Genomic DNA, 24,148 nt, shown 5'->3' with positions numbered 1-24,148 from the left:
TTATGAATGCCCACAGCCGCCAAATGTGCTAGAAGACGAAACCTGAAAGATTGACGATAAAGCCGCAGAGCACCGCCACAAAGAAGAGCAGGGCCACAATGCCAAGGTTGGAGCGCATGGGGCGGTTGGCCCTAAAGAGCACCAGCAGGCCCACGCCGGCTCCCACCAAAAGTCCGGAGATCATGGCGCCAGAGCCCAGCGCGCCCTGAAGGTAGAGCTCGGAGATGAGCACCGAGGCCGCGCAGTTAGGGATAAGCCCCACCAGCGCCGAATAGAGCACCGCTTGATCTGGATGGGCCAAAAGGAATGTGGCGAATACGTCCTCGCCCACGCCGTCGATGACGAACTCCAACACCAGGGTGATCACAAAAATGAACAGCGTTACCTGCACCGTATGAACGAGGGCGCTCTTCCAAATGGAGCCATGGCCGTGGCTATGGCCATGGGCGCAGCAGCGGTCGTGGCCGGCAGCCCCATGGTCGCAAACGCGGTCCTGGTGGCTATGGCCGCCCTTATCGACAGCCGAGAAGTGCCCCGTGCACTCAGGATCATGGGCGCATTGGTCCTCAGCCTCTGCCAAATCGCCGTCATCCAGATAGACGTTCTTGGCTAGGGCCTCCACCTCATGATCTTTGCCCTCCTGGGCAGCGCAGCTCTCGCAGAGCCGCTGATGGGCAGCGGGGCCATCTGTTGGCTGGGCAGGCTCTTGAGCCAGCTGATCGCAGCCGCAATGGTCCTGCTCGCACAGCTCATGGATGCGCAGCACAGAGTGGGTGGGGATATGGAAGATGCGCACGGCCAGGTCCACCAGAAGGCCTGCCACCATGCCGATGCTCACCTTGAATGCCAGAATGGTGACGATTTGGATAACCGGGGCGCCGTTGGCTATGAATACGGGCAGCATCTCGTCTGAAGTGGACAGAAACACCGCGATGAGGGTGCCCAGCGTGACCACTCGGCCGCTGTAGAGGGTGGCGCCCATGGCCGAAAAGCCGCACTGAGGCAGCGCGCCCAAAAGAGCGCCCAGTATGGGGCCTGCTTTGCCTGCTTTCAAAATAACGCGCTCAGAGAATCCCTGAGCGCTGTGTTCCAGCCACTCCATGGCGAGGTAGGTGACGTAGAGGAACGGCATGAGCACCAGGGTGTCTTGCACCGACTCGCCCACTACCTCGCCAATGAACGTGACCATGTCTTGCATGCTGAAACCTCGACTTTTGAAACGAAGGCCGTCTACTCCTTAGGCCTCTTCGCTCCCAAAAGTGTCGCGATCAGGCGCTATGGCTTTCATACCCTCAATCACCATGGCGAACAGCTCATCCAGCTCAAGTTCATTGATTTCTGCGCCGCGGCGGATATCGTCGCGGTTGCAGCCGGCTGCAAAGCTCTTGGTCTTGAACTTCTTCTTGAGCGACTTCACATTGAAGTCCATGACGCTCTTGGAGGGGCGCATAGCCACACAAGCGGTAATAAGGCCCGAAAGCTCGTCTGAGGCATAGAGCATCTTTTCCATCTTGGACTCCGGCTGAGGCAGGTCAGGATTGAGATCCGACTGATGGGTTTGGATGGAATGGGCCAGCTCCTCAGAGGCCCCGGCCTCTTTGAGCAGGCGCGCCGTCTCGATGGTGTGAAGATCGGGGTCGAACATCTCCCAATCAAGGTCGTGAAGCAGCCCCACCTGAGTCCAAAAGTCCACGTTCTCGGGATCGTACTCGGCCGCAAAGTAACCCATGAGACCTCCTACGGTCTCGCCGTGTTGCACATGGAAGGGATCCTTGTTGTACTGGCACAAAAGGTCATGGGCCTGCTCGTAGGTAAGCCCGCTTTCGAGTTTCGCCATTGTGCTCCTCCTTCGCATTCGCTCTCACAGCCCAAGGCGCCCTCTCGCAGCTGCCTTGAACCCTTAGATCCAGTCTAGCCCAGGCCTGCGCGAATCCCTACCAGGGGTGCAACAGCCCATTGGGGTAGTGTACCTCAATAAAGAACAGGCCTTCAGGAGGAGCGGTGGGTCCAGCGGCCCTGCGATCGGCTGCCGATAAGACCTCGCCCACCCAACTGGGGGCACGTCTGCCGGCCCCCACTTCCAGCAGGGTGCCCGTGATGATGCGCACCATATTGTGCAAGAAGGCATTACCCTCCACGTCTATATAGACCAACGGCTCGCCATACTCCTGGCCCGCACTCACCTGACAACGCAGGATCTCGCGACAGGTGGACTTCCCTTCAGCCGAGGCTGCCTTACAAAAGCTTTTGAAGTCATGCTCCCCCACCAGATAGCCGGCAGCCTCATCCATGGACGCCACGTCCAGCTCCTGGCGCACCCACAGGGCCGTTCCTTGCGCCATGACGGGCCGAGGGCCCGTGGCGATGCGGTAGCGATAGCAGCGTTTCTCGGCATCGAAACGAGCCGAGAATCCCGCCGGAGCCTCCCAAACCCCTCGAAGCGAAATATCGTCGGAGGTGAGGGCATCCAACGAGCGCAGCAGTCGAGCAGCAGAGTAATCCCTGCGCTCCCGAGCACTCACCGGCAGAGATACATATTGGCCCAGCGCGCTCACGCCGGCATCAGTGCGGCCGGCACAGACCACCTCGGCAGGGCGCCGCAAAAGCACCGACAGCGCCTCGTTGAGTTCGCCGGCAATGGTAGGCTGGCCTTCTTGGGCTGCGAAACCCGAGAAGCGTGCCCCGCGGTAGCCCACCTTTAGCACCAAAGTGCTCGAGTCAGATCCCAGATCCTCTGGGCCACAAGGCGCCCTGTTGCCCAGAGGCATGTCTGCTTCTGGGTGTGCGAGAGGCTCCTGGGTGTGCAGTAAACGCGCTTGAGGCTCCATGGGTTTCTCCTTGAGGGCGGAATGGGATGCGATGTTGAGAGGCGGTTGCGCAGGTGCTCAAGGGAGCCAGATTGAGAGGACCACCAATGCCGCAGAACCTGCGATCGCTCCCCACCCGGAGGCTCCCAATGGTTTAGGGGCTACCTGTGGCTCCTTATAGCCCCAGCAGCGGCCTGTCATGGATTGTGCGGTGCGCTGCGCCCGTGCAAAGAGCGACACAGTTACCGGTATAAGCACTGACACCCAGCTCTTGAGGCGGGTGACCACCGATCCCCCATCAAGGTCGAGGCCACGGGCTCGCTGGGCATCGCGCAGCTTATGGATCTGCGTGCCACAAAGGGGCAAGAAGCGCAGGACCAGCGAGAGCATCATGCCCGCTTGGGCAGCAGAGACGCCCACATGCTTGAGGGGCCTCGCCATAGCTACGAACCCGTCGACCAGAGACTGGGAGCTTGTGGCGCAGGCCAAGGTGAGCGACCAAGCCACCAGGCACAGTATGCGCGCTACGGCATGAAGGCCGCGGCCAAAGCCTGCCCAGGAGATGCCCCATGGGCCCCAAAGAGCGATGTCACCGCCACCATCGACCACCAGGGCGTTCGACAGAAATGCCAGCAGCAAAATGACCAGCGCAGGCCCCAAGGCTCCCGCCAGCGACCTTAACGGCACCCCTTCGCGCTTGGCAGCCACAAGCGACAACAGCAGCAAGAGAGCAGGCACCCAAGCAGAGGCGGCGCAAAACACCGCGACGGTCACTGCGAGCAGCCAGCAAAGCTTTGCCCTGGCGTCCAACCGATGAAGAGGCCCGTTTCCAAGAAGGTAGGTACCATAGCTGCTGGTAATCATAGGGCGCCTTCCCCTGTGTTTGGGGAGTTTGAGAGGTTCTGAAGCTTTGCAGGGTGTGATTCTCTGCCTGCAGCCAATTGGCGGCGCAGCCTAAGCGACAGGGGCTCTCCTGCCGCCGAGGAGGCCAGAGGCGCTTGGGCCACCAGCTCGTAGGGACTTCCCTGCCATATCACCGCACCCGTCTCAAGGATCACCACCTGATGGGCTACTTGAAGCCAAGGCTCGGGATCATGGGTGGTCACCAACACCGCTGCCCCCGCACTGGCCTGGGCAGCCAAGGCTTTCACTACCTGTACAACGCCTTGAGGATCGAGATTGGCGCAGGGCTCATCGCAAATGAGGGCCGGAGCCTGCTGGGCGATGACCGCCGCAAGGGCCGCCTTTCGCCGCTGGCCGCCCGATAGCTCATAGGGTGACCGCAGGGCTAAGGACTCGTCTAGCCCCACCGCGGCGAGCGCCTCTTCCACTCGCATGCGAAGCGCCTCGCCAGAAAGCCCCGCCAAACGGGGCCCATAGGCCACGTCCTCTGCCACCTGATCGCAAAAGAGCATATCCTCAGACCTCTGGGCACTGTAGGCCACCATCCCTGCCTTCACAGGCATCCCCTGAAGCGAGGCTTGGCCCTTATCGGCAGCCAAAAGCCCTGCTGCCACCCGGCACGTGCAGGTTTTACCGGCCCCAGAAGCCCCCAGCAGCAACGTGATCTGGCCTGCAGGAACAATGAAGGACACGTCCTTGAGAAGGACGCCCGTCTCACTCGCAAGGGTGACCTTGTGCAACGTGAGACCCTCTGGTGCAGGATGGGATGTCGCGTGCGAAGGCATCGAAGGCACAGGGAAACAGGCTTGATGCCAGGCTTGCATACAAGACTTGGGGTTGGTGATGGCTGCCACGGGCTTGTGCGTGAGGGCGAGTGCTCGAGCCGCCTGCCCCAGGAAGCTGCGATGGTAGCCCATAAGGCACCAGAGAGCTTCATCTTCGAAGAGCTGCTGAGGACTGAGGACGCGCTGGATACGACCCTCATACATGAGCACCACTTGCTGTGCCTGACACACCTCGACAATATCATGGGTGCTTAAAAGCTGGCCACAGGCTGCAGGATCACCTTTGTAAAGCAGCTGGCGGATGGTTTGGGCAGCCGCGGCATTGAGCGATGAGGTGACCTCGTCAAGCAAGAGGAATTGGGGATGGAGCGCCAAGAGGCCTGCGAGCTGCAGGCGCTGAAGCTGCCCACCGGAAAGGGCGTCGGTGCGTTGGGAAGCGATGGAGCCTAGTCCCACGGCATTAAGAGCTGCACGAACCCGCTGTTGAACCAAGGTTGGGGCCAGGCCTAAATTGCGGGGGCCAAAAGCCACCTCGTCCTCTATCAGCGAAGCCACGATGCTTGCCTCTGCATCCTGGGACGCAAAAGCCACCTGCTGAAAGAACTGCGAAGGCTGGAGATCTTGGCCAAACGCATTCCCATCGAGGGTGAGTAGGCCTTGTTGAGGAGCAAACCTTCCCGCCAAAAGCTGCAGCAGCGTGGATTTTCCTGACCCGTTGGGCCCCACCAATGCCCAATGAGTGCCCGAGGACAGCGAGAGCGCATCTACGGAAAGCTGGGGCTTCTCGGCAGCGGTATAGCTAAACTGCACTGCGTTGAGTGCCAGTTCCATAGGAGACCTCCTTTTGAGCTACCAGGACGGACGGGGTGCAGGATGAGATGGGTCGGACTTCTCGGCAGGAAATGAGGGCGCTAGAGAAAAAGGGAGATCCCGCACAAGGCGAGACCTCCCTTCATAATTGTGCGCAGTGGCAGCGGCTACTCAGCGTCTACCTCGGCAGGAGCCTCCTCAGCGGGAGCCTCGTCCTTGGCAGGTGCCTCCTCAGCCTCAGTGGTCTCGGGCTCGTCGGCCTTGACAGGCTCGACCTTCTCCACCTTGGTGGGGGCTGCCTTGACCTTGGCCTGCACAGGCTCAGTCACGAGCTCGATGAGCGCCATCTCAGCGTTGTCGCCCTTGCGGGGACCGAGCTTCATGATGCGGGTGTAGCCACCGTTGCGGTCAGCCCACATGCCCTGCTCGACCTTCTCGAAGATCTCGCGAACGAGCTGGGGGTCGCCCACCTTGGCGATGGCCAGGCGACGAGAATGCAAGTCGCCCTTCTTTGCCCAAGTGATGATGCGATCCACGTCGCCGCGGATGGCCTTGGCGCGCGGCAGGGTGGTTTTGATGCGGTCGTTTGCAAGCAGAGCGCCGACCAGGCTCTTCTTCATGGCTTTGGTATGGCTGGCATCGGTGCCGAGCTTCATACCATGCTTCTTCTGGTGCCTCATGGTGTATTACTCCTCAGTGGTTCTTTAAGTGTTGGTCGCAGGGTTAAGCCTTGAGGCCCAGGCCCATAGACTCGAGCTTATCCTTGACTTCCTCGATGGACTTCACGCCGAAGTTGCGGATGTTGAGGAGGTCATTCTCCGAGTAGTCCACCAGCTGGCGCACGGTGTGGATACCGGCGCGCTTGAGGCAATTGTAGGAACGCACGCTGAGGTCGAGGCCCTCGATAGGCTTGTCGAGCTCAGAGTTGTCGTCCTCCTCGTTGCTCACGAAGATGGACACTTCTTCCTCGTGGTCGCCTTCCTCGTTCAGCGTCATGAATGCGCTCATGTGCTGATTGATGATGTTGGCGGCCTCGACCACAGCCTCACGAGGATCCTTGGCGCCATTGGTCTCCACCTCGAGCACCAGGCGATCGAAGTCAGTATGCTGACCCACGCGACAAGGCTCGACGGTCTTGGCACAGCGACGCACAAGAGAGTAGAGGGAATCAACGTGGATGATGCCGATGGCATCGTTGTCGCCCTCGTTGTTCTCACCAGAGACATAGCCACGGCCACAGCCCAGATAGAGGGTCATCTTGAGATGAGCGCCCTCACCCAGGTGGCAGATGACGAGCTCGGGATTGACCAGCTCAAAACCTGCAGGCACCAAGAAATCCGCACCAGAGACAGTGGCGGGACCCTCGATGTTGACCTCAGCCTCAGCTTCCTCGGCAGAGCCGGTGCGCTGGAAGACGAGTTTCTTCACATTGAGGACGATATCGGTGACGTCCTCATAGACGCCCTCTACCGTAGAGAACTCATGCTGCACGCCGTCGATACGAATAGCACGAACAGCTGCGCCCTCCAGGCTAGACAAGAGCACGCGGCGAATGGAGTTGCCGAGGGTGTCGCCAAAGCCGCCTTCCAGGGGCTCGACGGTCACGCGGGCGACGTTGGTCTTGACCTCTTCTACCGACACCTGCGGTCGGATGAATTCGGACATGTATACCTCCAACCGGGGTTGCTCGTTACTTGGAGTAGAGCTCGACGATGAGCTGGGCGTTGATGTCGAGATCGATCTGATCGCGGGAAGGGATCTGCAGCACCTTGCCCGAGAGCTTCTCGATGTCGACCTCAAGCCATGCAGGAACGGCCATGTGCTCAGAAGCGATGATGGCCTCCTTGATGGGGAGCAGGTCAGAGTACTTGGGGGCGACAGAAACCACGTCGCCGGCCTTTACGCGGTAAGAGGGAATGTCCACGCGCTTGCCATTGACCTGAATGTGGCCGTGACGCACGGTCTGGCGAGCCTCTTTACGGGTGCGGGCAAAGCCAAGGCGGAACACCACATTGTCCAGGCGAGTCTCAAGAATGCTCATGAGGTTGTCGCCGGTGATGCCCTCGACCTTAAGAGCCTGCTCATAGTAGCCATGGAACTGGTTCTCGAGCACGCCATAGATGAACTTGGCCTTCTGCTTCTCGCGAAGCTGACGACCATATTCGCTCTCCTGCCGACGCTGGCGCTTGGGCTGACGGTTGGACTTTTTGTTAATGCCCATCACGATGGGGTCGATGTCCAAAGCCCTGCAGCGCTTCAGGACAGGAGTCCTATCAACTGCCATGTTAGCTATCCTTCCTGATCCTGATTACTGGCGACGACGCTTGCGCGGACGGCAACCGTTGTGCGGAATGGGCGTCTTGTCCTGAATGCTCTTCACCTCAAGGCCAGCGGCCTGGAGTGAGCGAATAGCAGTCTCACGGCCAGAGCCAGGGCCCTTGGTGAAGACGGCTACAGAGTGCATGCCGTGCTCCATAGCGGTCTTGGCACAGGCTTCAGCGGCCATCTGGGCGGCAAAGGGGGTGGACTTGCGAGAGCCCTTGAATCCCACGGTGCCAGCAGACTGCCAAGCAATGACGTTGCCCTGCGGATCGGTGATGGAAATAATCGTGTTATTGAACGTGCTCTTGATGTGGGCCTGACCCACAGCAATGTTCTTGCGTTCGGCGCGACGGATGCGCGTCGTCTTAGCGTTCTTCTTCTGAGCCATCTGTCTCCCTTAGCCCCTCTTCTTGGCACCGATCTGGCGCTTCTTACCCTTACGGGTGCGAGCGTTAGTATGGGTGCGCTGACCGCGGACAGGAAGACCCTTGCGATGGCGAAGACCGCGATAGCAGCCGATCTCCATCAGGCGGGCGATATTTTGACGAGTCTCACGACGGAGATCGCCTTCGACGGTGTAGTGAGCGTCGATGTAATCACGCATCTTGGCAACCTCTTCATCAGTGAGGTCGCGGACGCGGGTATCGGGGTCCACGCCAGTGGCGGCGCAGATCTTCTCGGCTGTAGTGCGGCCGATGCCATAGATATAGGTAAGACCGATCTCAACGCGCTTCTCGCGCGGGAGGTCGACACCGTTAATACGGGCCACCTTGTAGCTCCTCTCGTTCTGCTTTAACCCTGACGCTGCTTGTGGCGGGGGTTCTCGCAGATTACGAGCACCTTGCCATGGCGCCTAATGATCTTGCACTTGTCGCACATCTTCTTGACAGAGGGACGGACCTTCATCTGTCTTCCTTCCATTGATGCTTTCTATATCTTCGCCCAGCCGCTGGCGGTTATATCCACAGCTGTGGCCGACTCTTTATAAGAGGGCCGGCTTGTATCGCTTCACAATCTTCAAGGCAACCACTGGACGTTGTCGCCTCAAACACTGCTATTTGTAGCGGTAGGTAATGCGACCACGCGTAAGGTCGTAGGGAGACATCTCCACTACCACGCGGTCACCTGGCAAAATACGAATGTAGTTCATACGGATCTTGCCTGAAATGGTGCAGAGAATCGTGTGTCCATTCTCCAGCTCCACATTGAACATGGCATTGGGCAGCGGCTCAAGCACCTTGCCCTCCAGTTCGATTGCGTCTTGTTTGCTCACGCAACTACCTCTCTTCACAGCGAACAGCAGCTAATCAGTCTATCTCATGGTTTTGTGTGAGTCCATGCTCGAAAGCTCAATTCGCCCCTACCGAGAAAAGACCACACAGCACATTCATTTATATGCGTTGTAGAAGTACAGGCTTACCGCCTATGAATGCTTCATGCAATCCCGGCACGCTAAGCTACTCCACCCTCCAGAGGACACCAAGGACCCTTCCCGTCTGAGGTGAGGATCACTGGACCATCTGCTGTTACAGCCACCGTGTTCTCATAATGGGCTGCCGTAGAATGGTCACGACTCACTACCGTCCAACGATTGCGCTCGACTTGAGTTTGGTAAGCGCCTCGCACGATCATTGGCTCGATAGCCAATACCATACCCTCTTGAATCTTGATGCCTCGACCTTTATGGCCAAAATTCCTTACAGAAGGCTCTTCGTGCATCTCACGGCCTATACCATGACCTGCATAGTCGCGAATGACTCCAAAACCATGACGTTCCGCGTGCTCTTGAACTGCATGGCCAATGTCACCTAGGTGATTTCCTGGCACAGCTTGCTTAATGGCAATCTTCAAACAGTCACGAGTGACTTCGCAGAGCTCTTTATCTTGAAGACTAGGAGTGCCGCAAAAGAACGTCCAGGCGTTATCCCCTACCCAACCGTTGACAATGGCGCCGGTATCTATAGAAACGATATCGCCGTTCTTAACCACGACATCATCAGTGGGAATACCATGAACTATCTGGTCGTTGACAGAACAACAGATAGAGGACGGAAAGCCCATATACCCTTTGAAAGCAGGAACACCACCATTGGCTCGTATGACAGACTCTGCGATCCTGTCTAGATCAAGAGCTCTCACTCCTGGGACAATTGCCGCTCCAACGCAACGCAGGGCCGCTTTAGAAACGGCCCCGGCTGCTTTCATCGACTCAATCTCTGCCGATGTTTTAAATTTGATCATAGAGATAATCCCTAGAGGCCCAGGAGGGCGACGACGTCATCAAAGACCTCGGCCTGCGGTCGATCGCCGTCCACTTCGCGAAGGATGGCACTCTCACGGTAGTAATCCACCAGAGGAGCAGTCTTCTCTTCATAGACATCCAAGCGCTTTTTAATGGTTTCAGGCTTGTCGTCATCACGCTGATACATTTCGCCACCATCGCGTGGACAGACCTTATCGGCAGCGGTACCGGTATAACCACAAGTACGGCACACACGACGAGAGCTCAAACGATCAATGATGACCTCGGGTGCGACGTCGACAAGAAGTGCCGCATCAAGCTTCTTCCCCATACCCTCAAGCTCGGTATCCAAAGTTTCTGCTTGAGCAGTGTTGCGAGGGAAACCATCAAGAATGAATCCCTTTTGTGCAGCTGGAGTAGCGAGACGCTCTTTCACAAGACCAATTACAACAGAATCAGGCACGAGCTGACCTGCATCCATATAGCTTTTGGCCTCAAGGCCCAAAGGTGTCCCTGCTTTCACAGCGGCACGCAATAGGTCACCAGTAGAGATGTGATCAAGACCATAACGCTCAACCAGCATCTGAGCCTGAGTACCCTTACCGGCGCCAGGCGCCCCGAGTAGGACGATATTCATGGAAGTTCTCCTCACTTCGGGGCACCTAAGCCCACCGGACATTAACGAATGAACAGGCCCTCGTAGTTATGGGTCTCAAGCTGACTCTGAACCTGAGTCAGAGTGTCTAGAGCAACACCCACCATGATGAGGATGGATGTTCCTCCGAAGGCTTGAATGAGGGTATTAGAGGTGAACGTGAACAAGATCGAGGGAACCACTGCTATAAGGGCCAAGAAGATGGCGCCCGGCAGAGTAATGTGATCCAGAACGCTCTTGATATAGGCGGCAGTAGTGGCACCAGGGCGCACGCCAGGGATATAGCCGCCCTGCTTGCGAAGCTGATCTGCAGTCTCTTCAGGATTAAACACCATAGAGGTGTAGAAATAGGCGAAGACCACGATGAGCACTACAGACAGGACCCAGTTGAGCCAACCTGCAGATACGGCATTGGCAAAGACCTGCATCCATCCCACCGTGGGGAAGAACACAGCGATCTGTGCAGGGAAGTAAAGGATAGCCGAGGCAAAGATGATGGGGATAACGCCTGCAGTGCTCACCTTTACAGGCAGATAGGTGGACTGACCACCCATCACACGGCGACCGGAGACACGCTTTGCATACGACACCGGGATGCGACGCTGACCACGCTCGATATAAATGATGAAGGGAATAACCGCCAGGATCACAAGGATCACCAGCACGGTCATAACCACACCGTTCTCAGAAGAGGACACCGAGCTGAAGATGGCCGTTGGCAAGCCGCTCATGATGTTGGCAAAGATAATGAGAGACATACCGTTGCCTACACCACGCTGGGTGATAACCTCGCCAAGCCACATGATGATCATGGCGCCAGCAAGCATGGTGAGCACCACCATGGTGTCCAGCAGCCATGCAGGGGCAGCAATGGCAGAGAAATCGATACCGTAGGCATCGCTCTTGAATAAGAAGAGATACCCGATGGCATTGAGCAGTGCCAGGCCCACAGTGACGTAACGGGTGTACTGCGTGATCTTGCGCTGACCGGCGTCGCCCTCCTTGGCCATCTCGCCCAGAGAAGGAATCACGGCCTGGAGCATCTGCATGATGATTTGGGCAGTGATGTAGGGCATGATGCCCAGAGCGAACACCGATACGCGCGCGAGCGCGCCGCCGCTGAACAAGTTCAGGAGAGCGAGCGCGCTCTGGTCATCCAGGGCAGTCTGAAACTGGTTCAGCATGCCCTGGAAGGGAATACCAGGCACCGGTAGATAAGCACCGATGCGATAGATCACGAGGATGCCGATCGTCAGCAGGATCTTGTCACGGAGCTCCTTGACATGGAACGCGTTGGCAATACCTTTGAGCACGATTAGTCGACCTTTCCTCCTGCGGCCTCGATCTTGGCCTGGGCGGAGGCAGACACCTTGTCTACCTTGACAGTAAGGGCCTTGGTCAGCTCACCGTCGCCGAGAACCTTCACCGGTTGAGTGGCCTTCTTGATGACGCCCTTCTCAACCAGAGTGGCACCATCTACCACATCGCCGTCGTTGAAGCAGGCCTCAAGGCGAGCAATGTTTACAGGCGCATACTGAATACGATTGTGATTGGTGAAGCCGGGGAGCTTAGGAAGGCGCATAGCTAGAGGGTTCTGGCCGCCCTCAAACCCAGCGCCTTTGCCGCCGCCGGAGCGTGAAAGCTGACCCTTGGTGCCGCGGCCGGCAGTGGTGCCGTTACCGGAAGAATTGCCGCGGCCCACGCGCTTGCGATTCTTACGGGAGCCCTCGGCGGGGCGAAGATCATTGAGTTGCATTGCTATTTACTCCTAGTTCTCTTCCACCTCGACCAGGTGCTTGATCTTGAAGATCATGCCCCTGATGCTCTCGTTATCAGGCTGCTCGACAACGTCGCCAATGCGGCGGAGACCCAGGGCACGAGCGGTGCGAGTCTGGTCCTGCTTCACCTGGGTGACGGCGCTCCTCACGAGCTTAATCTTGAGGGTGTTCGCCATGGTTAGGCCTCCTTCGTGCCGAACATCTTGGCAACGGTGATGCCACGACGATCAGCGACTTGCTCGGGGCTTTCCAGTTGCTTGAGGCCCTCTGCGGCGGCCTTGATAACGTTCATGGAGTTAGCGGTGCCGAGGGACTTGGACATAACGTTCTTGATGCCAGCCAGCTCGAAGAGAGGACGCACGGAGCCACCGGAGATGACACCGGTACCCTCGATAGCTGGCTGAATAAGTACACGACCGGCGCCAAAGTGGCCAGTCACGGCGTGGGGCACAGAGCCCTCGTCAGTCACAGGAACATGGAACATATTCTTCTTGGCATCGTCGACGGCCTTCTGGATAGCCAGAGGCACCTCGGCGGACTTGCCCATGCCAAGACCCACGTTGCCCTTGCCGTCGCCTACGACTACCAATGCGACCAGGGAGAAACGACGACCGCCCTTAACTACCTTGGACACACGGTGAATGAAGACAACGCGCTCCTGAAGATCGGAGGCGTCGCGCTGCTTAGGATTACGAGCCATCTGCAATACCTCCTAGAACTTCAGGCCCGCTTTGCGGGCACCATCAGCGAGGGCCTTAACACGGCCATGGTAGATGCGACCGCCACGATCGAAGGTGACGGTGGTAACGCCCTTGTCCAGAGCGCGCTTGCCGATAAGCTCGCCCACGAGCTCGGCAGCTTCCTTGTTGGAACCGAGCTTACCGGTGGCACGGAACTCGGGATCAAGGGTAGAGCAGGTGCAGACGGTCTTAGAATCGACATCATCGATGACCTGCGCATAGATGTTTGCGTTAGTGCGGTGCACGGAGAGACGGGGACGCTCAGCGGTACCGGTGATTTTGCTACGGACGCGACGCTCGCGGCGCTTGAGCCCGAGCTTCTTCGCCTTCTGCTTGTTCATGCGGACTTACTCCTTCTTTCACGCCGCCACCTGACGGGGTAGCGGTCTTTTAGAGGCAGAATCGCTACTTAGCAGCCTTGCCGAGCTTACGGCGGACATGCTCATCTATATAGCGGATGCCTTTGCCCTTGTAAGGCTCGGGGGGACGCTTGGCGCGAATCTCAGCAGCCACTTGGCCCACCTGCTCCTTGGAAATGCCCTTCACTACGATATGGGTGTTATCAGGCACCTCGAAGGTGATGTTCTCAGGGGCGGGCATAATCACAGGATGAGAGTAGCCCAGAGAAAGATCCAGGTCGCGGCCTTTAAGGGTGGCACGGTAACCAACGCCAACCAGTTGCAAACGCTTCTCAAAGCCTTCGGACACGCCTAGCACCATATTGTGCACCAGGGTACGGGAAAGACCCCACTGGGCGTTGGCTTCCTTCTCCTCATTCTCAGGGGTGACAACAACCTCGTTGTCCTTGACCTCAAAGCTCACCAGAGGAGAGAAGGTACGAACCAGCTCGCCCTTAGGACCTTTTACAGTCACAGTCTTGTTGTCAACTGTCACGGTGACTCCGGCTGGAATCTGGACAGGCATTTTACCGATACGGGACACGGTAGCTCCTTTCAGTCCTGCCGGTTACCAAACGTAGGCGATGATCTCGCCACCGATGCCCTGGGTACGAGCATCGCGGTCACACATCATGCCCTTAGAGGTGGAAATGATGGCAGTGCCCAATCCGCCCAACACACGGGGCAGATCAGCGGCTGCAGAATACTTACGCAGACCAGGCTTAGAAATACGTTTGATGCCCTTGATGACACGAGCGCGCTTCTTACCATACTTGAGCGTAATGACAAGGGTCTTCTGAGGCTTGGTGTCGTTTACGACATAGCCCTCGATGTAGCCCTCCTCGGCCAACACGCGGGCAACCTCAACCAGCACCTTGGTGGAAGGCATAGAAACATCTGCCTTGCCTGCGCTGTTGGCGTTGCGAATGCGTGTGAGCATATCGCTGATGGGATCGTTCACGTTCATTGAGATTCTCCTTCGTACCAGATGAAATCCCTGCATGCGGTTCGTCTGCACCCGTGGCACAGACGCCTAAATGCGGGTTCTCCTTGAGGTCTTAGAGGCAGCAGAAATTACCAACTGGCCTTGCGGACACCAGGGAGATCGCCCTTGTTCGCCAGCTCACGCAGGCAGACACGGCACAGCCCAAACTTGCGGTACACCGAGTGCGGACGACCGCAGCGCTGACAACGGCGCTGAAGACGCGTCGAGTACTTGGGCGTGCGCTGGGACTTGACGATCATCGAAGTCTTAGCCACAAATCCTCCTTCACATTGCAGCCCTCGCTTTTCTGGGGCAACAAAGATTGAAACCTGTTGACGCTTATAAAGTTACTTGCCGTTCTTCTTGAAGGGGAAGTTGAAGCCCTCAAGCAGGGCTTTGCCCTCCTCATCAGTCTTGGCGGTAGTAACGATGGTGATATCCATACCGCGCACGTGATCGACCTTGTCAAAATCGATCTCGGGGAAGATGGTTTGCTCAGTGACGCCCAGTGAATAATTGCCACGACCGTCAAAGCTCTTGACTGGCAAACCACGGAAGTCGCGGATACGAGGGGTGGCAATGTCAATAAGGCGGTCCAGGAAGTCCCACATACGGTCCTTGCGCAGAGTGACTTTGGCGCCAATGGGCATACCGGCACGCAGGTGGAAGGTGGCGATGGACTTACGAGCACGGGTTACCATGGGCTGTTGACCAGTGATCTGACGTAGGTCAGCCACAGCGGCGTCTATAGCCTTAGCATCGGTAGCGGCCTCGCCCACACCCATATTGACTACGATCTTCTCAATCTGAGGAACGGTCATGGGGTTGGTGTAGCCAAACTGCTCTACCAGCTTGGGACGAACCTCTTCCTCATAGCGGGTCTTGAGACGAGGAACATACTTCTCTTCTGCCATGTAAAACTCCTTTGGGGTTTTTCAGCGCGGGGTGTCTTGGTAGCCCAAGATCCTCGCGCCCCCACAACCTATTGGCATAAAGGTAGTGGGGCCAGACACAGTGCAATTCCAAATCATAGGCCATAGCAAGGGTAATTAGAACGAGAAATTCTCTTTGTGTAGCCGCATTCATGCTTTGGCCATCTGAGCCTCGTTCAAAAGAAAAAGCGCCTCGATACCAAAACATCGAGGCGCTTAACCACATTAAGGGTGTGTGCTTAGAATTGATTGCCGCACTTCTTGCACACGCGGACCTTCTTGCCCTCGTCGTTGACGGCATGGCCAACGCGAGTGGCCTTGTCGCAGGAAGGGCATACCAAAGCGACGTTAGACACATCGATGGCAGCCTCCTGGCTTACAAAACCGCCCTGCTGGTTGGTCTGAGTGGGACGCTGAGCCTTTTTGACCAGCGCAACACCCTCAACCACGACTTTGCCGTCGGCGGGAAGAGCGCGCAGCACGTGGCTGCGGGCACCCTTATCCTTGCCGGAGAGGACCTCGACGAGGTCGCCCTTCTTGATGTTCATCTTAGGCATGTCGTCTCACTCCTCTTACAGCGTCTCGGGTGCGAGCGAGACGATCTTCATGTACTTGTGGTCGCGCAGCTCGCGGGCGACGGGCCCAAAGATACGAGTACCTACGGGATTGCCGTCTTTATCGATCAGAACGCAAGCGTTCTGATCGAAACGAATGTAGCTGCCGTCCTTACGACGGTTCTCCTTGACGGTGCGCACGACGACGCAACGTACTACGTCGCCTTTTTTCACGTTGCCGCCAGGAGTAGCCTCCTGCACAGCGGCAACGATGACGTCGGCGATGCCGGCGTAACGGCGCTTGGAGCCGCCGAGGACCTTAATGCACTTCACCTTACGAGCGCCGGAGTTATCGGCGACGGTGAGCATGGTCTCCTGCTGAATCATGTTTCTATCCTCCGTGCCTTAAAAGTACCAGAGGTGCGCCCTGGCGTGCGACGCACATGGTCTTCTGGGCCATATTGCGGGTGGCTACTTGGCCTTCTCGACGATCTCGACGAGGCGCCAGCGCTTGGTCTTGGACAAGGGACGAGTCTCCATTACGGTGACGGTGTCGCCGAGGCCAGCCTCGTTGTTCTCGTCATGGGCGTGGAGCTTCTTGGAGACGGTGATCATCTTGCCGTACTTGGAGTGCGGCTTGCGCTCGGTGATCTGGACCGTGATGGTCTTGTCGCCGGAGATGGACGACACGACACCGGTGCGAACCTTGCGCGAATTGCGGGAATCGCTCATGTTTCTTCTTCTCCCCTCGCGTCTAGTTTGCAGCATTGGCGGCCGCGATCTCGCGGGCGCGCATCTCGGTCTGAATACGAGCAATGTCACGCTTGACATTGGACACACGGGCAGTGTTGTCAAGCTGGCTCGTGGCCATCTGGAAGCGGAGGTTGAAGAGCTCCGCGCGGGCCTCATCGAGCTTCGAAGCGAGCTGCTCGTCAGTAAGCTCGCGAATCTCTTTGGACTTCATAGGGATTACTCCTCCTCGGCCTGGTCGGCGCGGGAGACGATCTTGGTGCGGATGGGAAGCTTGTGCTGCGCCAGACGCAGAGCCTCCTTGGCAACCTCTTCGCTCACGCCGTCGATCTCAAACATAATACGGCCGGGCTTGACGACGGCCACCCACTCCTCGGGGTTACCCTTACCGGAACCCATGCGGGTCTCAGCGGGCTTCTTGGTAATGGGCTTGTCGGGGAAGATGGTGATCCAAACCTTACCGCCACGCCTCATCTGACGGGTCATGGCGATACGGGCAGCCTCAATCTGGCGGTTGGTGATCCAGTGAGCCTCCTCGGCACGGATGCCCCAGGAACCAAAGTTGAGCTTGGTGCCACCCTTGGCGTGGCCCTTCATAGAGCCACGCTGAACCTTACGGTGAAGGACGCGTTTAGGAGCCAGCATTAGTTGCCCCTCCTCTCATTGCGGCGACGAGGACGAGAAGTGCCCTCGAGTGCGGGATTAGGTGCAGGCTGGCCAGGGAGCTTCTCGCCCACATAGATCCAGGTCTTCACGCCGCAGGCGCCCATGATGGTGCGGGCGGTAGCCTCGGAGAAGTCAATCTTGGCACGCAGGGTCTGCAGAGGCACGCGACCCTCGCGGTACCACTCGCGACGACCCATCTCAGCGCCGCCAAGACGACCGGAGCACTGAATACGGATGCCCTTGGCGCCGGACTTGCGAGCAGACTGCACGGCCTTGCGCATGGCGCGACGGAAGGCGATGCGCTGCTCCAGCTGCTCAGCGATGGACTGAGAGACCAGGCTGGCATCAAGCTCGGGGCGCTTGATCTCAATGACGTCTACGTTGACGTCGCCCTTGCCCACACCGGCGATCTTCTCAAGCTCGCGGCGCAGAGCGTCGATCTCGGAGCCCTTCTTGCCAATGACCAGGCCGGGACGGGCGGTATAGATGGTGACCTTCACCTTTTTGCCAGCGCGCTCGATGTCCACGCGAGAGAGGGCAGCACGCTCGAGGCGCTTGGTCAGATACTTGCGGATCTTGAGGTCGTTGCCGACGTTCTTGGAGTAGTCCTTATCGGCGTACCAACGGGAGCGCCAGTTCTCAGTGACGCCCAGGCGGAACCCGGTGGGAGATACCTTGTGTCCCATGGATCTGCTACGCCTCCTTTCGAGGAGCAACGGTGACGGTAATGTGGCTGGTGCGCTTGTTGATGCGCGAAGCCGAACCCTTGGCGCGAGGACGGATGCGCTTGAGGGTGGGACCCTCGTCCACATAGCTCTCAACGATTACGAGATCGTCGGGACGGAAACCCTTGTTCTCATAGGCGTTGGCCACAGCAGAGCGCAGGACCTTCTCGACGTCCACGGCTACTGCACGGTTGGAGAACTGAAGAATCTCCACGGCCTGGGCCACGGACTTGTTGCGAATCTGGTCTACGACCAGGCGTGCCTTACGGGGGGCAACGCGAACGTACTTGGCGGTCGCGGAAACGTGCGACGCGTTATCGGAATGCTTCATGCCTGTTCATCCCCTCTTTAAGCCTTGTGCCCGCGGAAGGTGCGGGTCGGGGCGAACTCGCCGAGCTTGTGCCCGACCATGGACTCGGTAATGTACACGGGCACGTGCTTGCGGCCGTCGTGCACGGCAATGGTGTGGCCCACCATGTCGGGGAAGATGGTGGAGGCACGAGACCAGGTCTTGATGACCTCCTTGGTGCCAGCCTCGTTCTGCGCGACCACGCGCTGGAGGAGGCGGGTCTCGACGTACGGGCCCTTCTTGAGACTCCTGCTCATAAGTGATGACTCCTACTTCTCGCGGATGCGCTACTTCGTCTTGCGACGACGGATGATGAGGCGGTTCGAACCCTTCTTGGGATCGCGGGTCTTGGCGCCCTTGGAAGGCTTGCCCCAGGGGGACACAGAGGGACGACCAGAAGTGTGGTTCTTGCCCTCGCCGCCGCCGTGGGGGTGGTCCACAGGGTTCATGACGGTACCACGGACGGTGGGACGTACGCCCTTGTAGCGGTTGCGGCCGGCCTTGCCGATGGTGATGTTGGAGTGCTCGGCATTACCCACTTCGCCTACAGTGGCACGACAGGTGATGAGCACGCGACGCATCTCGGAGGAAGGCATGCGCAGCACGGCGTAATTGCCCTCCTTGCCCATGAGCTGCACCGAGGTGCCGGCAGATCGGGCGATGGCAGCGCCTTTGCCCGGCTGGAACTCGATGGCGTGGACAAGAGTACCCACGGGGATGTTGGCCAGAGGCAGTGCATTGCCAGGCTTGATGTCGGCATCGGGGCCGCTCAGTACGGTGTCGCCAACCTTAAGGCCGCGAGGGGCCAGAATGTAGGCCTTGGCGCCGTCTGCATAGTGGAGCAGGGCGATGCGAGCAGAGCGGTTGGGGTCATACTCGATGGTGGCAACCTTGGCAGGTACGCCGTCCTTGTTGCGCTTGAAGTCAATTTTGCGGAACTTGCGCTTCACACGGCCGCCCTGATGGCGGGTGGTGATGCGACCGGTGTTGTTGCGACCGGCCTTGACGGGCAGCGGCTCGAGAAGGGACTTCTCGGGCGTGGTGCAGGTGACCTCAGAGAAATCCGAGATCGTCTGGAAACGCCTGCCGGGGCTCGTCGGCTTGAGGTGCTTGATTCCCATAGTTAGATTCCCTTTCGTATGTTCCGATGGCCACAGGCTTCTAAGGGAAGAGGGCTACCGATAAGCCCAAACACCTGTGACGCCGGATTACCACGGCTCCGCGCGTATCCATAGCAGAGCCGTAAAGGCAGGCCCTCAGTGGTTGCAGAGCCTGGCATTGACGGTGGTTACTCAGCGACCGATTGGCCGAAGATCTCAATGGAGTCGCCCTCGGCCAGCGTGACGATGGCCTTCTTCCAGCGACGAGTCTTGCCAGCGACATAGCGCACGCGCTTGGTCTTAGGCTTGACCCAGGCGGTGTTCACCTTGGTGACCTTGACGTCAAAGATCTTCTCGACAGCCTGAGCGATTTCCTCCTTGGGGGCCTGGGGGGCCACCTCGAAGGTGTATTTGTTCTCGCCCATCTGATCGAAGGTGCGCTCAGACACGACAGGGCGAATGATGACGTTGTAGACGGAGTTCATTAGACGAGCGCCTCCTCAAGGGTCGTAACAACGGCCTCAGGCATGACCAGGGCAGCGTTGTCAACGAGATTGTGGGTGTTAGCCTCGCGCACGCCAATGACACGTACCTTGGGAAGGTTGCGGAAGGACAGGAAGGCTTCCACGGCGTCATTGGGGAGTACCACAGTGACGCGCTTGTCGGCAACGCCCAGAGCAGCCAGCAAGGCCTTAGCCTGCCTGGTGCAAGGCTTGTCGAAAGCCATCTCGTCTACCACAAGGAGCTCGCCGTCGGCCAGCTTGGCGGAGAGGGCCGAACGCATAGCCAGCTTGGCCTCTTTGTTGTTGGTGCGCTTGTTGTGAGTGCGAGGGGTGGGGCCAAAGGGCACGCCGCCGCCTACCCACTGGGTGGCACGAATGGAACCCTGGCGGGCACGACCGGTGCCCTTCTGACGCCAGGGCTTCTTGCCGCCACCGGAGACCTCAGAACGGCCTTTGGTGTCGTGGGTGCCTTGACGCAGCGAAGAGAGGTAGTTCTTCACGACCAGGTGCATCACCGGGATATTTGGCTCAATGCCAAAGACGCGAGAGTCGAGCTCGGCCGTGCGAACCGCCTGCCCCTCTGCGTTCTTGATTTCGATGTTGGACATCTTCACTCCTTGAATAGCCTAAGAGGTTCTACTAGAGATAAGGGCCCTTAGGCCATGCGGATCTGAACCAGCGCGTTCTTGCCACCAGGTACCGCACCCTTGATGAGCATGAGGTTTTGCTCGGGATCGACGGAGACCAGCTTGAGGTTCTTGACCGTGACGCGCTCGTCGCCCATGTGACCGGCCATGTGCAGACCCTTGCGCACGCGAGCGGGATAGGCGCACTGACCAATGGAGCCGGGCTTGCGCTGGTTGCGGGAGCCGTGGGTGATGGGGCCGCAAGCGAAGTTCCAGCGCCTGATGGTGCCTTGGAAGCCCTTGCCCTTGGACGTACCGGTGACATCTACCGCAGCAGCCTCTGCAAAATCAGCCACGGTAACCACGTCGCCCACCTTGTGATCGGCGGCGTTGTCCACGCGCACCTCGCGCAGGTAGCGCATAGGCTCTACGCCAGCCTTGGCGAAATGGCCCTTCATGGGCTTATTCACGCGGGAAGGCTTGATCTCGCCAAAACCAATCTGCACGGCGTCGTAGCCGTCAGTGGCTTCAGACTTGACCTGGGAGACAACGCAGGGGCCGGCCTGAACGACCGTCACGGGAACGACGTTATCGTCCTCGTCCCACACCTGAGTCATCCCGATCTTGCGGCCGAGAATCGTGTTGACCATACGTATTCCTTACCTTTGGTGGTCATGGGACCGCAGGCGCTGTTTGTGCCTGTCCCCAGCGGACCACATCCTGTGGGAATATGCCAATAGGGATACGCCCGGTGCCGTGGTATAGTCGCAGCACAGAAAGACCCAAATTGACAGCTTGACCAGTATAGGGCCTAGAAGCCGTATCCACGACTTCTCCCAAATCTTTTTTTGAAGCCCAAAAACCCTGCATATCACTTCTATGAGAGGTGGGAGTGTTTCTCGGCATTGAAAAGAGCTGCTGAGAAAAGCTCTCCTTGCTCACAGCGGCCTCTTTGGGCAAGAAAAGCGCTCCCCTCCTGGCTTTGGAAGGGAGCGCTAACTGTGCAGTAACCAGTGAATTACGAGCTTATCTGGGATGCGCAGGCCTTAGGCGTCGAGCTTGATGTCGATCTCCACGCCAGCAGGAAGGTCGAGACGCATGAGGGAGTCGACGGTCTCGGAGGGGGGATCGAGGATGTCGATGAGGCGCTTGTGAGTGCGCATCTCGAACTCCTCGCGGGAGTCCTTGTCCTTGTGGGGCGAGCGGATGACGCAGTAGACGTTGCGCTCGGTGGGCAGGGGAATGGGGCCGGACACGCGAGCGCCGGTCTTCTGAGCGGTTTCGACGATCTGCTTAGAGGACTGATCCACCAGCTCGTGGTCGAATCCCTTCAGACGGATCCTGATCTTTTGGCTAGACACTTGGTACCTCCATTGGTGAGCGGTAATGCCCGCGGTTATCTTTAGGCGTTGCCGCCGGCTTTGCTAATGATTTCGTCGGCGACGCCCTTGGGCACCGGCTCGTACTCGGCGAACTGCATGGTATAGCTAGCGCGACCCTGCGTTTGCGAGCGGAGGTCGGTAGCGTAGCCAAACATCTCGCCCAGGGGCACCTTGGCCTTGATGACCTTGGTGTTACGACGGTCCTCCATGCCCTCGATCTTGCCGCGGCGGGAGGACAGGTTGCCCATGACGTCACCCATGTACTCCTCGGGAGTCTCGACCTCGACGGCCTCGATGGGCTCCAGCAGCACGGGCTTGGACTTGCGCAGGGCATCCTTGATGGCCATGGAACCGGCGATCTTAAAGGCAGCCTCGGAGGAGTCGACCTCGTGGTAGGAGCCGTCGGTAAGGGTCACCTTGACGTCTACGACGGGGTAGCCGGCGACCACGCCAGACTCCAGGGCCTCCTGGATGCCTTTGTCGATGGAGGGGATGTACTCCTTGGGCACCACACCGCCCACGATGGCGTTGACAAACTCGTAGCCGGCGCCGGGCTCCTGGGGCTCCAGGTCGATGATGGCGTGACCATACTGACCACGGCCACCGGACTGACGAACGAACTTGCCCTCGGCATGCTTGACGGGCTGGCCAGCGGTCTCGCGGTAGGCCACCTGAGGCTTGCCTACGTTGCACTCCACCTTGAACTCGCGACGCAGGCGGTCGACGATGATCTCCAGGTGCAGCTCGCCCATGCCGGCGATGATGGTCTGGCCGGTCTCGGGATCGGTGTGCACCTTGAAGGTGGGGTCTTCCTCGGCCAGCTTGGCCAGACCCACGCTCATCTTCTCCTGGTTAGCCTTGTCTTTGGGCTCCACGGCCACGTCGATGACGGGATCGGCGAACTCGATGGACTCCAGGATGATGGGATGATGCTGGTCGCAAAGGGTCTCACCGGTGGTGGTGTTCTTGAGACCCACCACGGCGACGATGTCTGCGGTAGAGCAAGACTCGCGGTCCACGCGGTCGTTGGCGTTCATCTCGAGGATGCGGCCAAAGCGCTCGCGATCTTCCTTCACGGAGTTGTAGACATAGCTACCGGACTCGGCGACGCCCGAGTAGACGCGCACATAGGTGAGCTTGCCCACGTAGGGGTCGGTCATGATCTTGAAGGCCAAAGCCGAGAAGGGCTCGTCATTGGAAGGCTTGCGGATCTCGGTCTCGCCGGTCTTGGGGTTGACGCCTTCCACGGGAGGAATGTCCAGGGGGCTGGGCAGATAGTCGATGACGGCGTCCAAGAGCTCCTGAATGCCCTTGTTCTTGTAGGCGGAGCCCACGAATACGGGGTTCATGCCATTGGCAAGAACGGCAGCGCGGATAGCGGCCTTGAGGACGTCTACGGGGATCTCCTCGTCCTCCAGGACCAACTCCATGAGCTCGTCGGAGTAGTCGGCGGCAGCGTCTACCAGCTCGCCGCGCTTCTCCTCGGCCAGCTCAGCGAACTCGTCGGGGATGGAATCCAGGGGCTCGGGATAGATCATGCCCTTGGCGTCCTCTTTGAAGTCCCAGGCGGTCATGGTGACCAAGTCGATGATGCCCCAGAAGTTGTTCTCGGCACCCATGGGGACCTGAGCGGCCACCGCAGGAGCAGAGAGACGATCCTTCATGGTCTCGATGGCATTGAAGAAGTCGGCACCCACGCGGTCGTACTTGTTGATGAAGGCGATACGGGGGACGTTGTAGGTAGAAGCCTGGCGCCACACGGTCTCAGACTGGGGCTGCACGCCGGCCACGGCGTCAAAGACGGCCACCGCACCATCGAGCACGCGCAGGGAACGCTCGACCTCAGAGGTGAAGTCCACGTGGCCAGGGGTGTCGATGATCTGGATGACATGATCCTTCCAGAAGCAGGTGGTGGCGGCGGAGGTAATGGTTACGCCACGCTCCTGCTCCTGAACCATCCAGTCCATGGTGGCAGCACCGTCATGGACCTCGCCGATCTTGTGGGTCTTGCCGGTGTAATAAAGAATGCGCTCGGTAGTGGTGGTCTTACCAGCATCGATGTGGGCCATGATGCCGATGTTGCGCATGTTTTCTAGCGTGTACTTACTTTTGGCCATAGGTATTAGCTCTCCTCTA

The 24,148-nt window shown here is 58.6% G+C and carries 37 protein-coding genes; all 37 read right to left on the bottom strand.

What is annotated here, in order from left to right; translation table 11 throughout:
* Positions 1-28: 28 nt before the first annotated feature.
* Positions 29-1,198 (bottom strand): putative manganese transporter, encoded by a 1,170-nt coding sequence (locus OR601_RS02550; protein ID WP_265592093.1) that lies wholly within the window; start codon positions 1,196-1,198, stop codon positions 29-31.
* 39 nt (positions 1,199-1,237) lie between these two features.
* A complete protein-coding gene (locus OR601_RS02545; protein ID WP_136012410.1) occupies positions 1,238-1,837 on the bottom strand; it encodes an HD family phosphohydrolase in 600 nt (199 codons plus the stop codon).
* Between the two features lie 97 nt (positions 1,838-1,934).
* Positions 1,935-2,828 carry a tRNA pseudouridine(38-40) synthase TruA gene (gene truA, locus OR601_RS02540; protein WP_265592092.1) on the bottom strand — a complete coding sequence of 298 codons (894 nt, stop codon included), beginning with the start codon at positions 2,826-2,828 and terminating at the stop codon, positions 1,935-1,937.
* Between the two features lie 57 nt (positions 2,829-2,885).
* Positions 2,886-3,671, bottom strand: a complete 786-nt coding sequence (locus OR601_RS02535; protein ID WP_265592090.1) for an energy-coupling factor transporter transmembrane component T family protein — start codon at positions 3,669-3,671, stop codon at positions 2,886-2,888.
* A complete protein-coding gene (locus tag OR601_RS02530; protein WP_265592089.1) occupies positions 3,668-5,326 on the bottom strand; it encodes an ATP-binding cassette domain-containing protein in 1,659 nt (552 codons plus the stop codon). The genes OR601_RS02535 and OR601_RS02530 overlap by 4 nt, the downstream gene beginning before the upstream one ends.
* A 146-nt stretch (positions 5,327-5,472) precedes the next feature.
* On the bottom strand, positions 5,473-5,985 hold the full coding sequence (gene rplQ, locus OR601_RS02525) for a 50S ribosomal protein L17 (RefSeq protein ID WP_265592088.1): 513 nt from the start codon (positions 5,983-5,985) through the stop codon (positions 5,473-5,475).
* 43 nt (positions 5,986-6,028) lie between these two features.
* A complete protein-coding gene (locus tag OR601_RS02520; RefSeq protein ID WP_265592087.1) occupies positions 6,029-6,970 on the bottom strand; it encodes a DNA-directed RNA polymerase subunit alpha in 942 nt (313 codons plus the stop codon).
* A 25-nt stretch (positions 6,971-6,995) separates the two neighbouring features.
* Positions 6,996-7,589, bottom strand: a complete 594-nt coding sequence (gene rpsD, locus OR601_RS02515; protein WP_136012404.1) for a 30S ribosomal protein S4 — start codon at positions 7,587-7,589, stop codon at positions 6,996-6,998.
* A gap of 24 nt (positions 7,590-7,613) precedes the next feature.
* Positions 7,614-8,015, bottom strand: a complete 402-nt coding sequence (rpsK, locus tag OR601_RS02510; RefSeq protein WP_136012403.1) for a 30S ribosomal protein S11 — start codon at positions 8,013-8,015, stop codon at positions 7,614-7,616.
* 9 nt (positions 8,016-8,024) lie between these two features.
* On the bottom strand, positions 8,025-8,396 hold the full coding sequence (rpsM, locus tag OR601_RS02505) for a 30S ribosomal protein S13 (RefSeq protein WP_136012402.1): 372 nt from the start codon (positions 8,394-8,396) through the stop codon (positions 8,025-8,027).
* Between the two features lie 23 nt (positions 8,397-8,419).
* On the bottom strand, positions 8,420-8,533 hold the full coding sequence (gene rpmJ / locus OR601_RS02500; RefSeq protein ID WP_006363204.1) for a 50S ribosomal protein L36: 114 nt from the start codon (positions 8,531-8,533) through the stop codon (positions 8,420-8,422).
* A 148-nt stretch (positions 8,534-8,681) separates the two neighbouring features.
* Complete coding sequence (gene infA / locus OR601_RS02495; RefSeq protein ID WP_136012401.1) at positions 8,682-8,900, bottom strand: translation initiation factor IF-1; 219 nt, start codon at positions 8,898-8,900, stop codon at positions 8,682-8,684.
* A gap of 179 nt (positions 8,901-9,079) precedes the next feature.
* On the bottom strand, positions 9,080-9,868 hold the full coding sequence (gene map / locus OR601_RS02490) for a type I methionyl aminopeptidase (protein WP_265592086.1): 789 nt from the start codon (positions 9,866-9,868) through the stop codon (positions 9,080-9,082).
* Between the two features lie 11 nt (positions 9,869-9,879).
* The gene (locus OR601_RS02485) at positions 9,880-10,506 is read right to left on the bottom strand and encodes an adenylate kinase (RefSeq protein WP_265592084.1); all 627 of its coding nucleotides are present in this window, start codon (positions 10,504-10,506) and stop codon (positions 9,880-9,882) included.
* Positions 10,507-10,547: 41 nt separating this feature from the next.
* The gene (gene secY / locus OR601_RS02480) at positions 10,548-11,837 is read right to left on the bottom strand and encodes a preprotein translocase subunit SecY (RefSeq protein WP_265592083.1); all 1,290 of its coding nucleotides are present in this window, start codon (positions 11,835-11,837) and stop codon (positions 10,548-10,550) included.
* A 2-nt stretch (positions 11,838-11,839) separates the two neighbouring features.
* A complete protein-coding gene (gene rplO / locus OR601_RS02475; RefSeq protein WP_265592082.1) occupies positions 11,840-12,280 on the bottom strand; it encodes a 50S ribosomal protein L15 in 441 nt (146 codons plus the stop codon).
* 12 nt (positions 12,281-12,292) lie between these two features.
* Entirely contained in the window at positions 12,293-12,478 is a 186-nt protein-coding gene (rpmD, locus tag OR601_RS02470; RefSeq protein WP_136012396.1) for a 50S ribosomal protein L30, read from the bottom strand.
* A gap of 2 nt (positions 12,479-12,480) precedes the next feature.
* Positions 12,481-13,002 carry a 30S ribosomal protein S5 gene (gene rpsE / locus OR601_RS02465; protein ID WP_136012395.1) on the bottom strand — a complete coding sequence of 174 codons (522 nt, stop codon included), beginning with the start codon at positions 13,000-13,002 and terminating at the stop codon, positions 12,481-12,483.
* A 12-nt stretch (positions 13,003-13,014) separates the two neighbouring features.
* Positions 13,015-13,383, bottom strand: a complete 369-nt coding sequence (gene rplR / locus OR601_RS02460) for a 50S ribosomal protein L18 (protein WP_136012394.1) — start codon at positions 13,381-13,383, stop codon at positions 13,015-13,017.
* Between the two features lie 64 nt (positions 13,384-13,447).
* Entirely contained in the window at positions 13,448-13,984 is a 537-nt protein-coding gene (rplF, locus tag OR601_RS02455; RefSeq protein ID WP_136012393.1) for a 50S ribosomal protein L6, read from the bottom strand.
* A gap of 24 nt (positions 13,985-14,008) precedes the next feature.
* The gene (gene rpsH, locus OR601_RS02450) at positions 14,009-14,407 is read right to left on the bottom strand and encodes a 30S ribosomal protein S8 (RefSeq protein ID WP_136012392.1); all 399 of its coding nucleotides are present in this window, start codon (positions 14,405-14,407) and stop codon (positions 14,009-14,011) included.
* Between the two features lie 107 nt (positions 14,408-14,514).
* The gene (locus OR601_RS02445) at positions 14,515-14,700 is read right to left on the bottom strand and encodes a type Z 30S ribosomal protein S14 (RefSeq protein ID WP_136012391.1); all 186 of its coding nucleotides are present in this window, start codon (positions 14,698-14,700) and stop codon (positions 14,515-14,517) included.
* Between the two features lie 72 nt (positions 14,701-14,772).
* Positions 14,773-15,339, bottom strand: a complete 567-nt coding sequence (gene rplE / locus OR601_RS02440; protein ID WP_136012390.1) for a 50S ribosomal protein L5 — start codon at positions 15,337-15,339, stop codon at positions 14,773-14,775.
* A 257-nt stretch (positions 15,340-15,596) separates the two neighbouring features.
* The gene (gene rplX, locus OR601_RS02435) at positions 15,597-15,914 is read right to left on the bottom strand and encodes a 50S ribosomal protein L24 (RefSeq protein WP_265592081.1); all 318 of its coding nucleotides are present in this window, start codon (positions 15,912-15,914) and stop codon (positions 15,597-15,599) included.
* 15 nt (positions 15,915-15,929) lie between these two features.
* The gene (gene rplN / locus OR601_RS02430; RefSeq protein ID WP_136012388.1) at positions 15,930-16,298 is read right to left on the bottom strand and encodes a 50S ribosomal protein L14; all 369 of its coding nucleotides are present in this window, start codon (positions 16,296-16,298) and stop codon (positions 15,930-15,932) included.
* Between the two features lie 84 nt (positions 16,299-16,382).
* Entirely contained in the window at positions 16,383-16,643 is a 261-nt protein-coding gene (rpsQ, locus tag OR601_RS02425) for a 30S ribosomal protein S17 (protein WP_136012387.1), read from the bottom strand.
* Positions 16,644-16,665: 22 nt separating this feature from the next.
* The gene (gene rpmC / locus OR601_RS02420) at positions 16,666-16,875 is read right to left on the bottom strand and encodes a 50S ribosomal protein L29 (RefSeq protein WP_265592080.1); all 210 of its coding nucleotides are present in this window, start codon (positions 16,873-16,875) and stop codon (positions 16,666-16,668) included.
* A 5-nt stretch (positions 16,876-16,880) separates the two neighbouring features.
* The gene (gene rplP, locus OR601_RS02415) at positions 16,881-17,306 is read right to left on the bottom strand and encodes a 50S ribosomal protein L16 (protein WP_136012385.1); all 426 of its coding nucleotides are present in this window, start codon (positions 17,304-17,306) and stop codon (positions 16,881-16,883) included.
* Positions 17,306-18,013, bottom strand: a complete 708-nt coding sequence (gene rpsC, locus OR601_RS02410) for a 30S ribosomal protein S3 (protein ID WP_136012384.1) — start codon at positions 18,011-18,013, stop codon at positions 17,306-17,308. The genes rplP and rpsC overlap by 1 nt, the downstream gene beginning before the upstream one ends.
* A 7-nt stretch (positions 18,014-18,020) precedes the next feature.
* Entirely contained in the window at positions 18,021-18,383 is a 363-nt protein-coding gene (gene rplV / locus OR601_RS02405) for a 50S ribosomal protein L22 (protein WP_265592079.1), read from the bottom strand.
* 17 nt (positions 18,384-18,400) lie between these two features.
* Positions 18,401-18,658: a 30S ribosomal protein S19 gene (gene rpsS, locus OR601_RS02400; protein ID WP_135978847.1), complete on the bottom strand. Its 258-nt coding sequence runs from the start codon at positions 18,656-18,658 to the stop codon at positions 18,401-18,403.
* A gap of 30 nt (positions 18,659-18,688) precedes the next feature.
* Entirely contained in the window at positions 18,689-19,522 is an 834-nt protein-coding gene (gene rplB / locus OR601_RS02395) for a 50S ribosomal protein L2 (protein WP_136012382.1), read from the bottom strand.
* Between the two features lie 167 nt (positions 19,523-19,689).
* Positions 19,690-19,986, bottom strand: coding sequence for a 50S ribosomal protein L23 (rplW, locus tag OR601_RS02390; protein ID WP_136012381.1), 297 nt, complete (start codon positions 19,984-19,986; stop codon positions 19,690-19,692).
* Positions 19,986-20,612: a 50S ribosomal protein L4 gene (rplD, locus tag OR601_RS02385; protein WP_136012380.1), complete on the bottom strand. Its 627-nt coding sequence runs from the start codon at positions 20,610-20,612 to the stop codon at positions 19,986-19,988. Before rplD ends, rplW begins: the two co-directional genes overlap by 1 nt.
* Positions 20,613-20,659: 47 nt before the next feature.
* Complete coding sequence (gene rplC / locus OR601_RS02380) at positions 20,660-21,280, bottom strand: 50S ribosomal protein L3 (protein WP_265592078.1); 621 nt, start codon at positions 21,278-21,280, stop codon at positions 20,660-20,662.
* A 396-nt stretch (positions 21,281-21,676) separates the two neighbouring features.
* Positions 21,677-21,991, bottom strand: a complete 315-nt coding sequence (gene rpsJ, locus OR601_RS02375; protein WP_136012378.1) for a 30S ribosomal protein S10 — start codon at positions 21,989-21,991, stop codon at positions 21,677-21,679.
* A gap of 41 nt (positions 21,992-22,032) precedes the next feature.
* Positions 22,033-24,129 carry an elongation factor G gene (gene fusA / locus OR601_RS02370; protein WP_136012377.1) on the bottom strand — a complete coding sequence of 699 codons (2,097 nt, stop codon included), beginning with the start codon at positions 24,127-24,129 and terminating at the stop codon, positions 22,033-22,035.
* Positions 24,130-24,148 lie beyond the last annotated feature (19 nt).

Source organism: Leptogranulimonas caecicola, assembly GCF_023168405.1.
Lineage (GTDB): Bacteria > Actinomycetota > Coriobacteriia > Coriobacteriales > Atopobiaceae > Leptogranulimonas > Leptogranulimonas caecicola.
Note: the sequence above shows the minus strand (reverse complement) of the source record. Positions and strands in the feature narration are given on the sequence as shown.

Bases quoted from the DNA above. Each gene is read 5' to 3' on its own strand.
- OR601_RS02550 (WP_265592093.1), bottom strand. From the start codon at position 1,198: ATGCAAGACATGGTCACGTTCATTGGCGAGGTAGTGGGCGAGTCGGTG.
- OR601_RS02545 (WP_136012410.1), bottom strand. From the start codon at position 1,837: ATGGCGAAACTCGAAAGCGGGCTTACCTACGAGCAGGCCCATGACCTT.
- truA (WP_265592092.1), bottom strand. From the start codon at position 2,828: ATGGAGCCTCAAGCGCGTTTACTGCACACCCAGGAGCCTCTCGCACAC.
- OR601_RS02535 (WP_265592090.1), bottom strand. From the start codon at position 3,671: ATGATTACCAGCAGCTATGGTACCTACCTTCTTGGAAACGGGCCTCTT.
- OR601_RS02530 (WP_265592089.1), bottom strand. From the start codon at position 5,326: ATGGAACTGGCACTCAACGCAGTGCAGTTTAGCTATACCGCTGCCGAG.
- rplQ (WP_265592088.1), bottom strand. From the start codon at position 5,985: ATGAGGCACCAGAAGAAGCATGGTATGAAGCTCGGCACCGATGCCAGC.
- OR601_RS02520 (WP_265592087.1), bottom strand. From the start codon at position 6,970: ATGTCCGAATTCATCCGACCGCAGGTGTCGGTAGAAGAGGTCAAGACC.
- rpsD (WP_136012404.1), bottom strand. From the start codon at position 7,589: ATGGCAGTTGATAGGACTCCTGTCCTGAAGCGCTGCAGGGCTTTGGAC.
- rpsK (WP_136012403.1), bottom strand. From the start codon at position 8,015: ATGGCTCAGAAGAAGAACGCTAAGACGACGCGCATCCGTCGCGCCGAA.
- rpmJ (WP_006363204.1), bottom strand. From the start codon at position 8,533: ATGAAGGTCCGTCCCTCTGTCAAGAAGATGTGCGACAAGTGCAAGATC.
- map (WP_265592086.1), bottom strand. From the start codon at position 9,868: ATGATCAAATTTAAAACATCGGCAGAGATTGAGTCGATGAAAGCAGCC.
- OR601_RS02485 (WP_265592084.1), bottom strand. From the start codon at position 10,506: ATGAATATCGTCCTACTCGGGGCGCCTGGCGCCGGTAAGGGTACTCAG.
- rplO (WP_265592082.1), bottom strand. From the start codon at position 12,280: ATGCAACTCAATGATCTTCGCCCCGCCGAGGGCTCCCGTAAGAATCGC.
- rpmD (WP_136012396.1), bottom strand. From the start codon at position 12,478: ATGGCGAACACCCTCAAGATTAAGCTCGTGAGGAGCGCCGTCACCCAG.
- rpsE (WP_136012395.1), bottom strand. From the start codon at position 13,002: ATGGCTCGTAATCCTAAGCAGCGCGACGCCTCCGATCTTCAGGAGCGC.
- rplR (WP_136012394.1), bottom strand. From the start codon at position 13,383: ATGAACAAGCAGAAGGCGAAGAAGCTCGGGCTCAAGCGCCGCGAGCGT.
- rpsH (WP_136012392.1), bottom strand. From the start codon at position 14,407: ATGAACGTGAACGATCCCATCAGCGATATGCTCACACGCATTCGCAAC.
- rplE (WP_136012390.1), bottom strand. From the start codon at position 15,339: ATGGCAGAAGAGAAGTATGTTCCTCGTCTCAAGACCCGCTATGAGGAA.
- rplX (WP_265592081.1), bottom strand. From the start codon at position 15,914: ATGCCTAAGATGAACATCAAGAAGGGCGACCTCGTCGAGGTCCTCTCC.
- rplN (WP_136012388.1), bottom strand. From the start codon at position 16,298: ATGATTCAGCAGGAGACCATGCTCACCGTCGCCGATAACTCCGGCGCT.
- rpsQ (WP_136012387.1), bottom strand. From the start codon at position 16,643: ATGAGCGATTCCCGCAATTCGCGCAAGGTTCGCACCGGTGTCGTGTCG.
- rpmC (WP_265592080.1), bottom strand. From the start codon at position 16,875: ATGAAGTCCAAAGAGATTCGCGAGCTTACTGACGAGCAGCTCGCTTCG.
- rplP (WP_136012385.1), bottom strand. From the start codon at position 17,306: ATGCTGGCTCCTAAACGCGTCCTTCACCGTAAGGTTCAGCGTGGCTCT.
- rpsC (WP_136012384.1), bottom strand. From the start codon at position 18,013: ATGGGACACAAGGTATCTCCCACCGGGTTCCGCCTGGGCGTCACTGAG.
- rplV (WP_265592079.1), bottom strand. From the start codon at position 18,383: ATGAAGCATTCCGATAACGCGTCGCACGTTTCCGCGACCGCCAAGTAC.
- rpsS (WP_135978847.1), bottom strand. From the start codon at position 18,658: ATGAGCAGGAGTCTCAAGAAGGGCCCGTACGTCGAGACCCGCCTCCTC.
- rplB (WP_136012382.1), bottom strand. From the start codon at position 19,522: ATGGGAATCAAGCACCTCAAGCCGACGAGCCCCGGCAGGCGTTTCCAG.
- rplW (WP_136012381.1), bottom strand. From the start codon at position 19,986: ATGAACTCCGTCTACAACGTCATCATTCGCCCTGTCGTGTCTGAGCGC.
- rplD (WP_136012380.1), bottom strand. From the start codon at position 20,612: ATGTCCAACATCGAAATCAAGAACGCAGAGGGGCAGGCGGTTCGCACG.
- rplC (WP_265592078.1), bottom strand. From the start codon at position 21,280: ATGGTCAACACGATTCTCGGCCGCAAGATCGGGATGACTCAGGTGTGG.
- fusA (WP_136012377.1), bottom strand. From the start codon at position 24,129: ATGGCCAAAAGTAAGTACACGCTAGAAAACATGCGCAACATCGGCATC.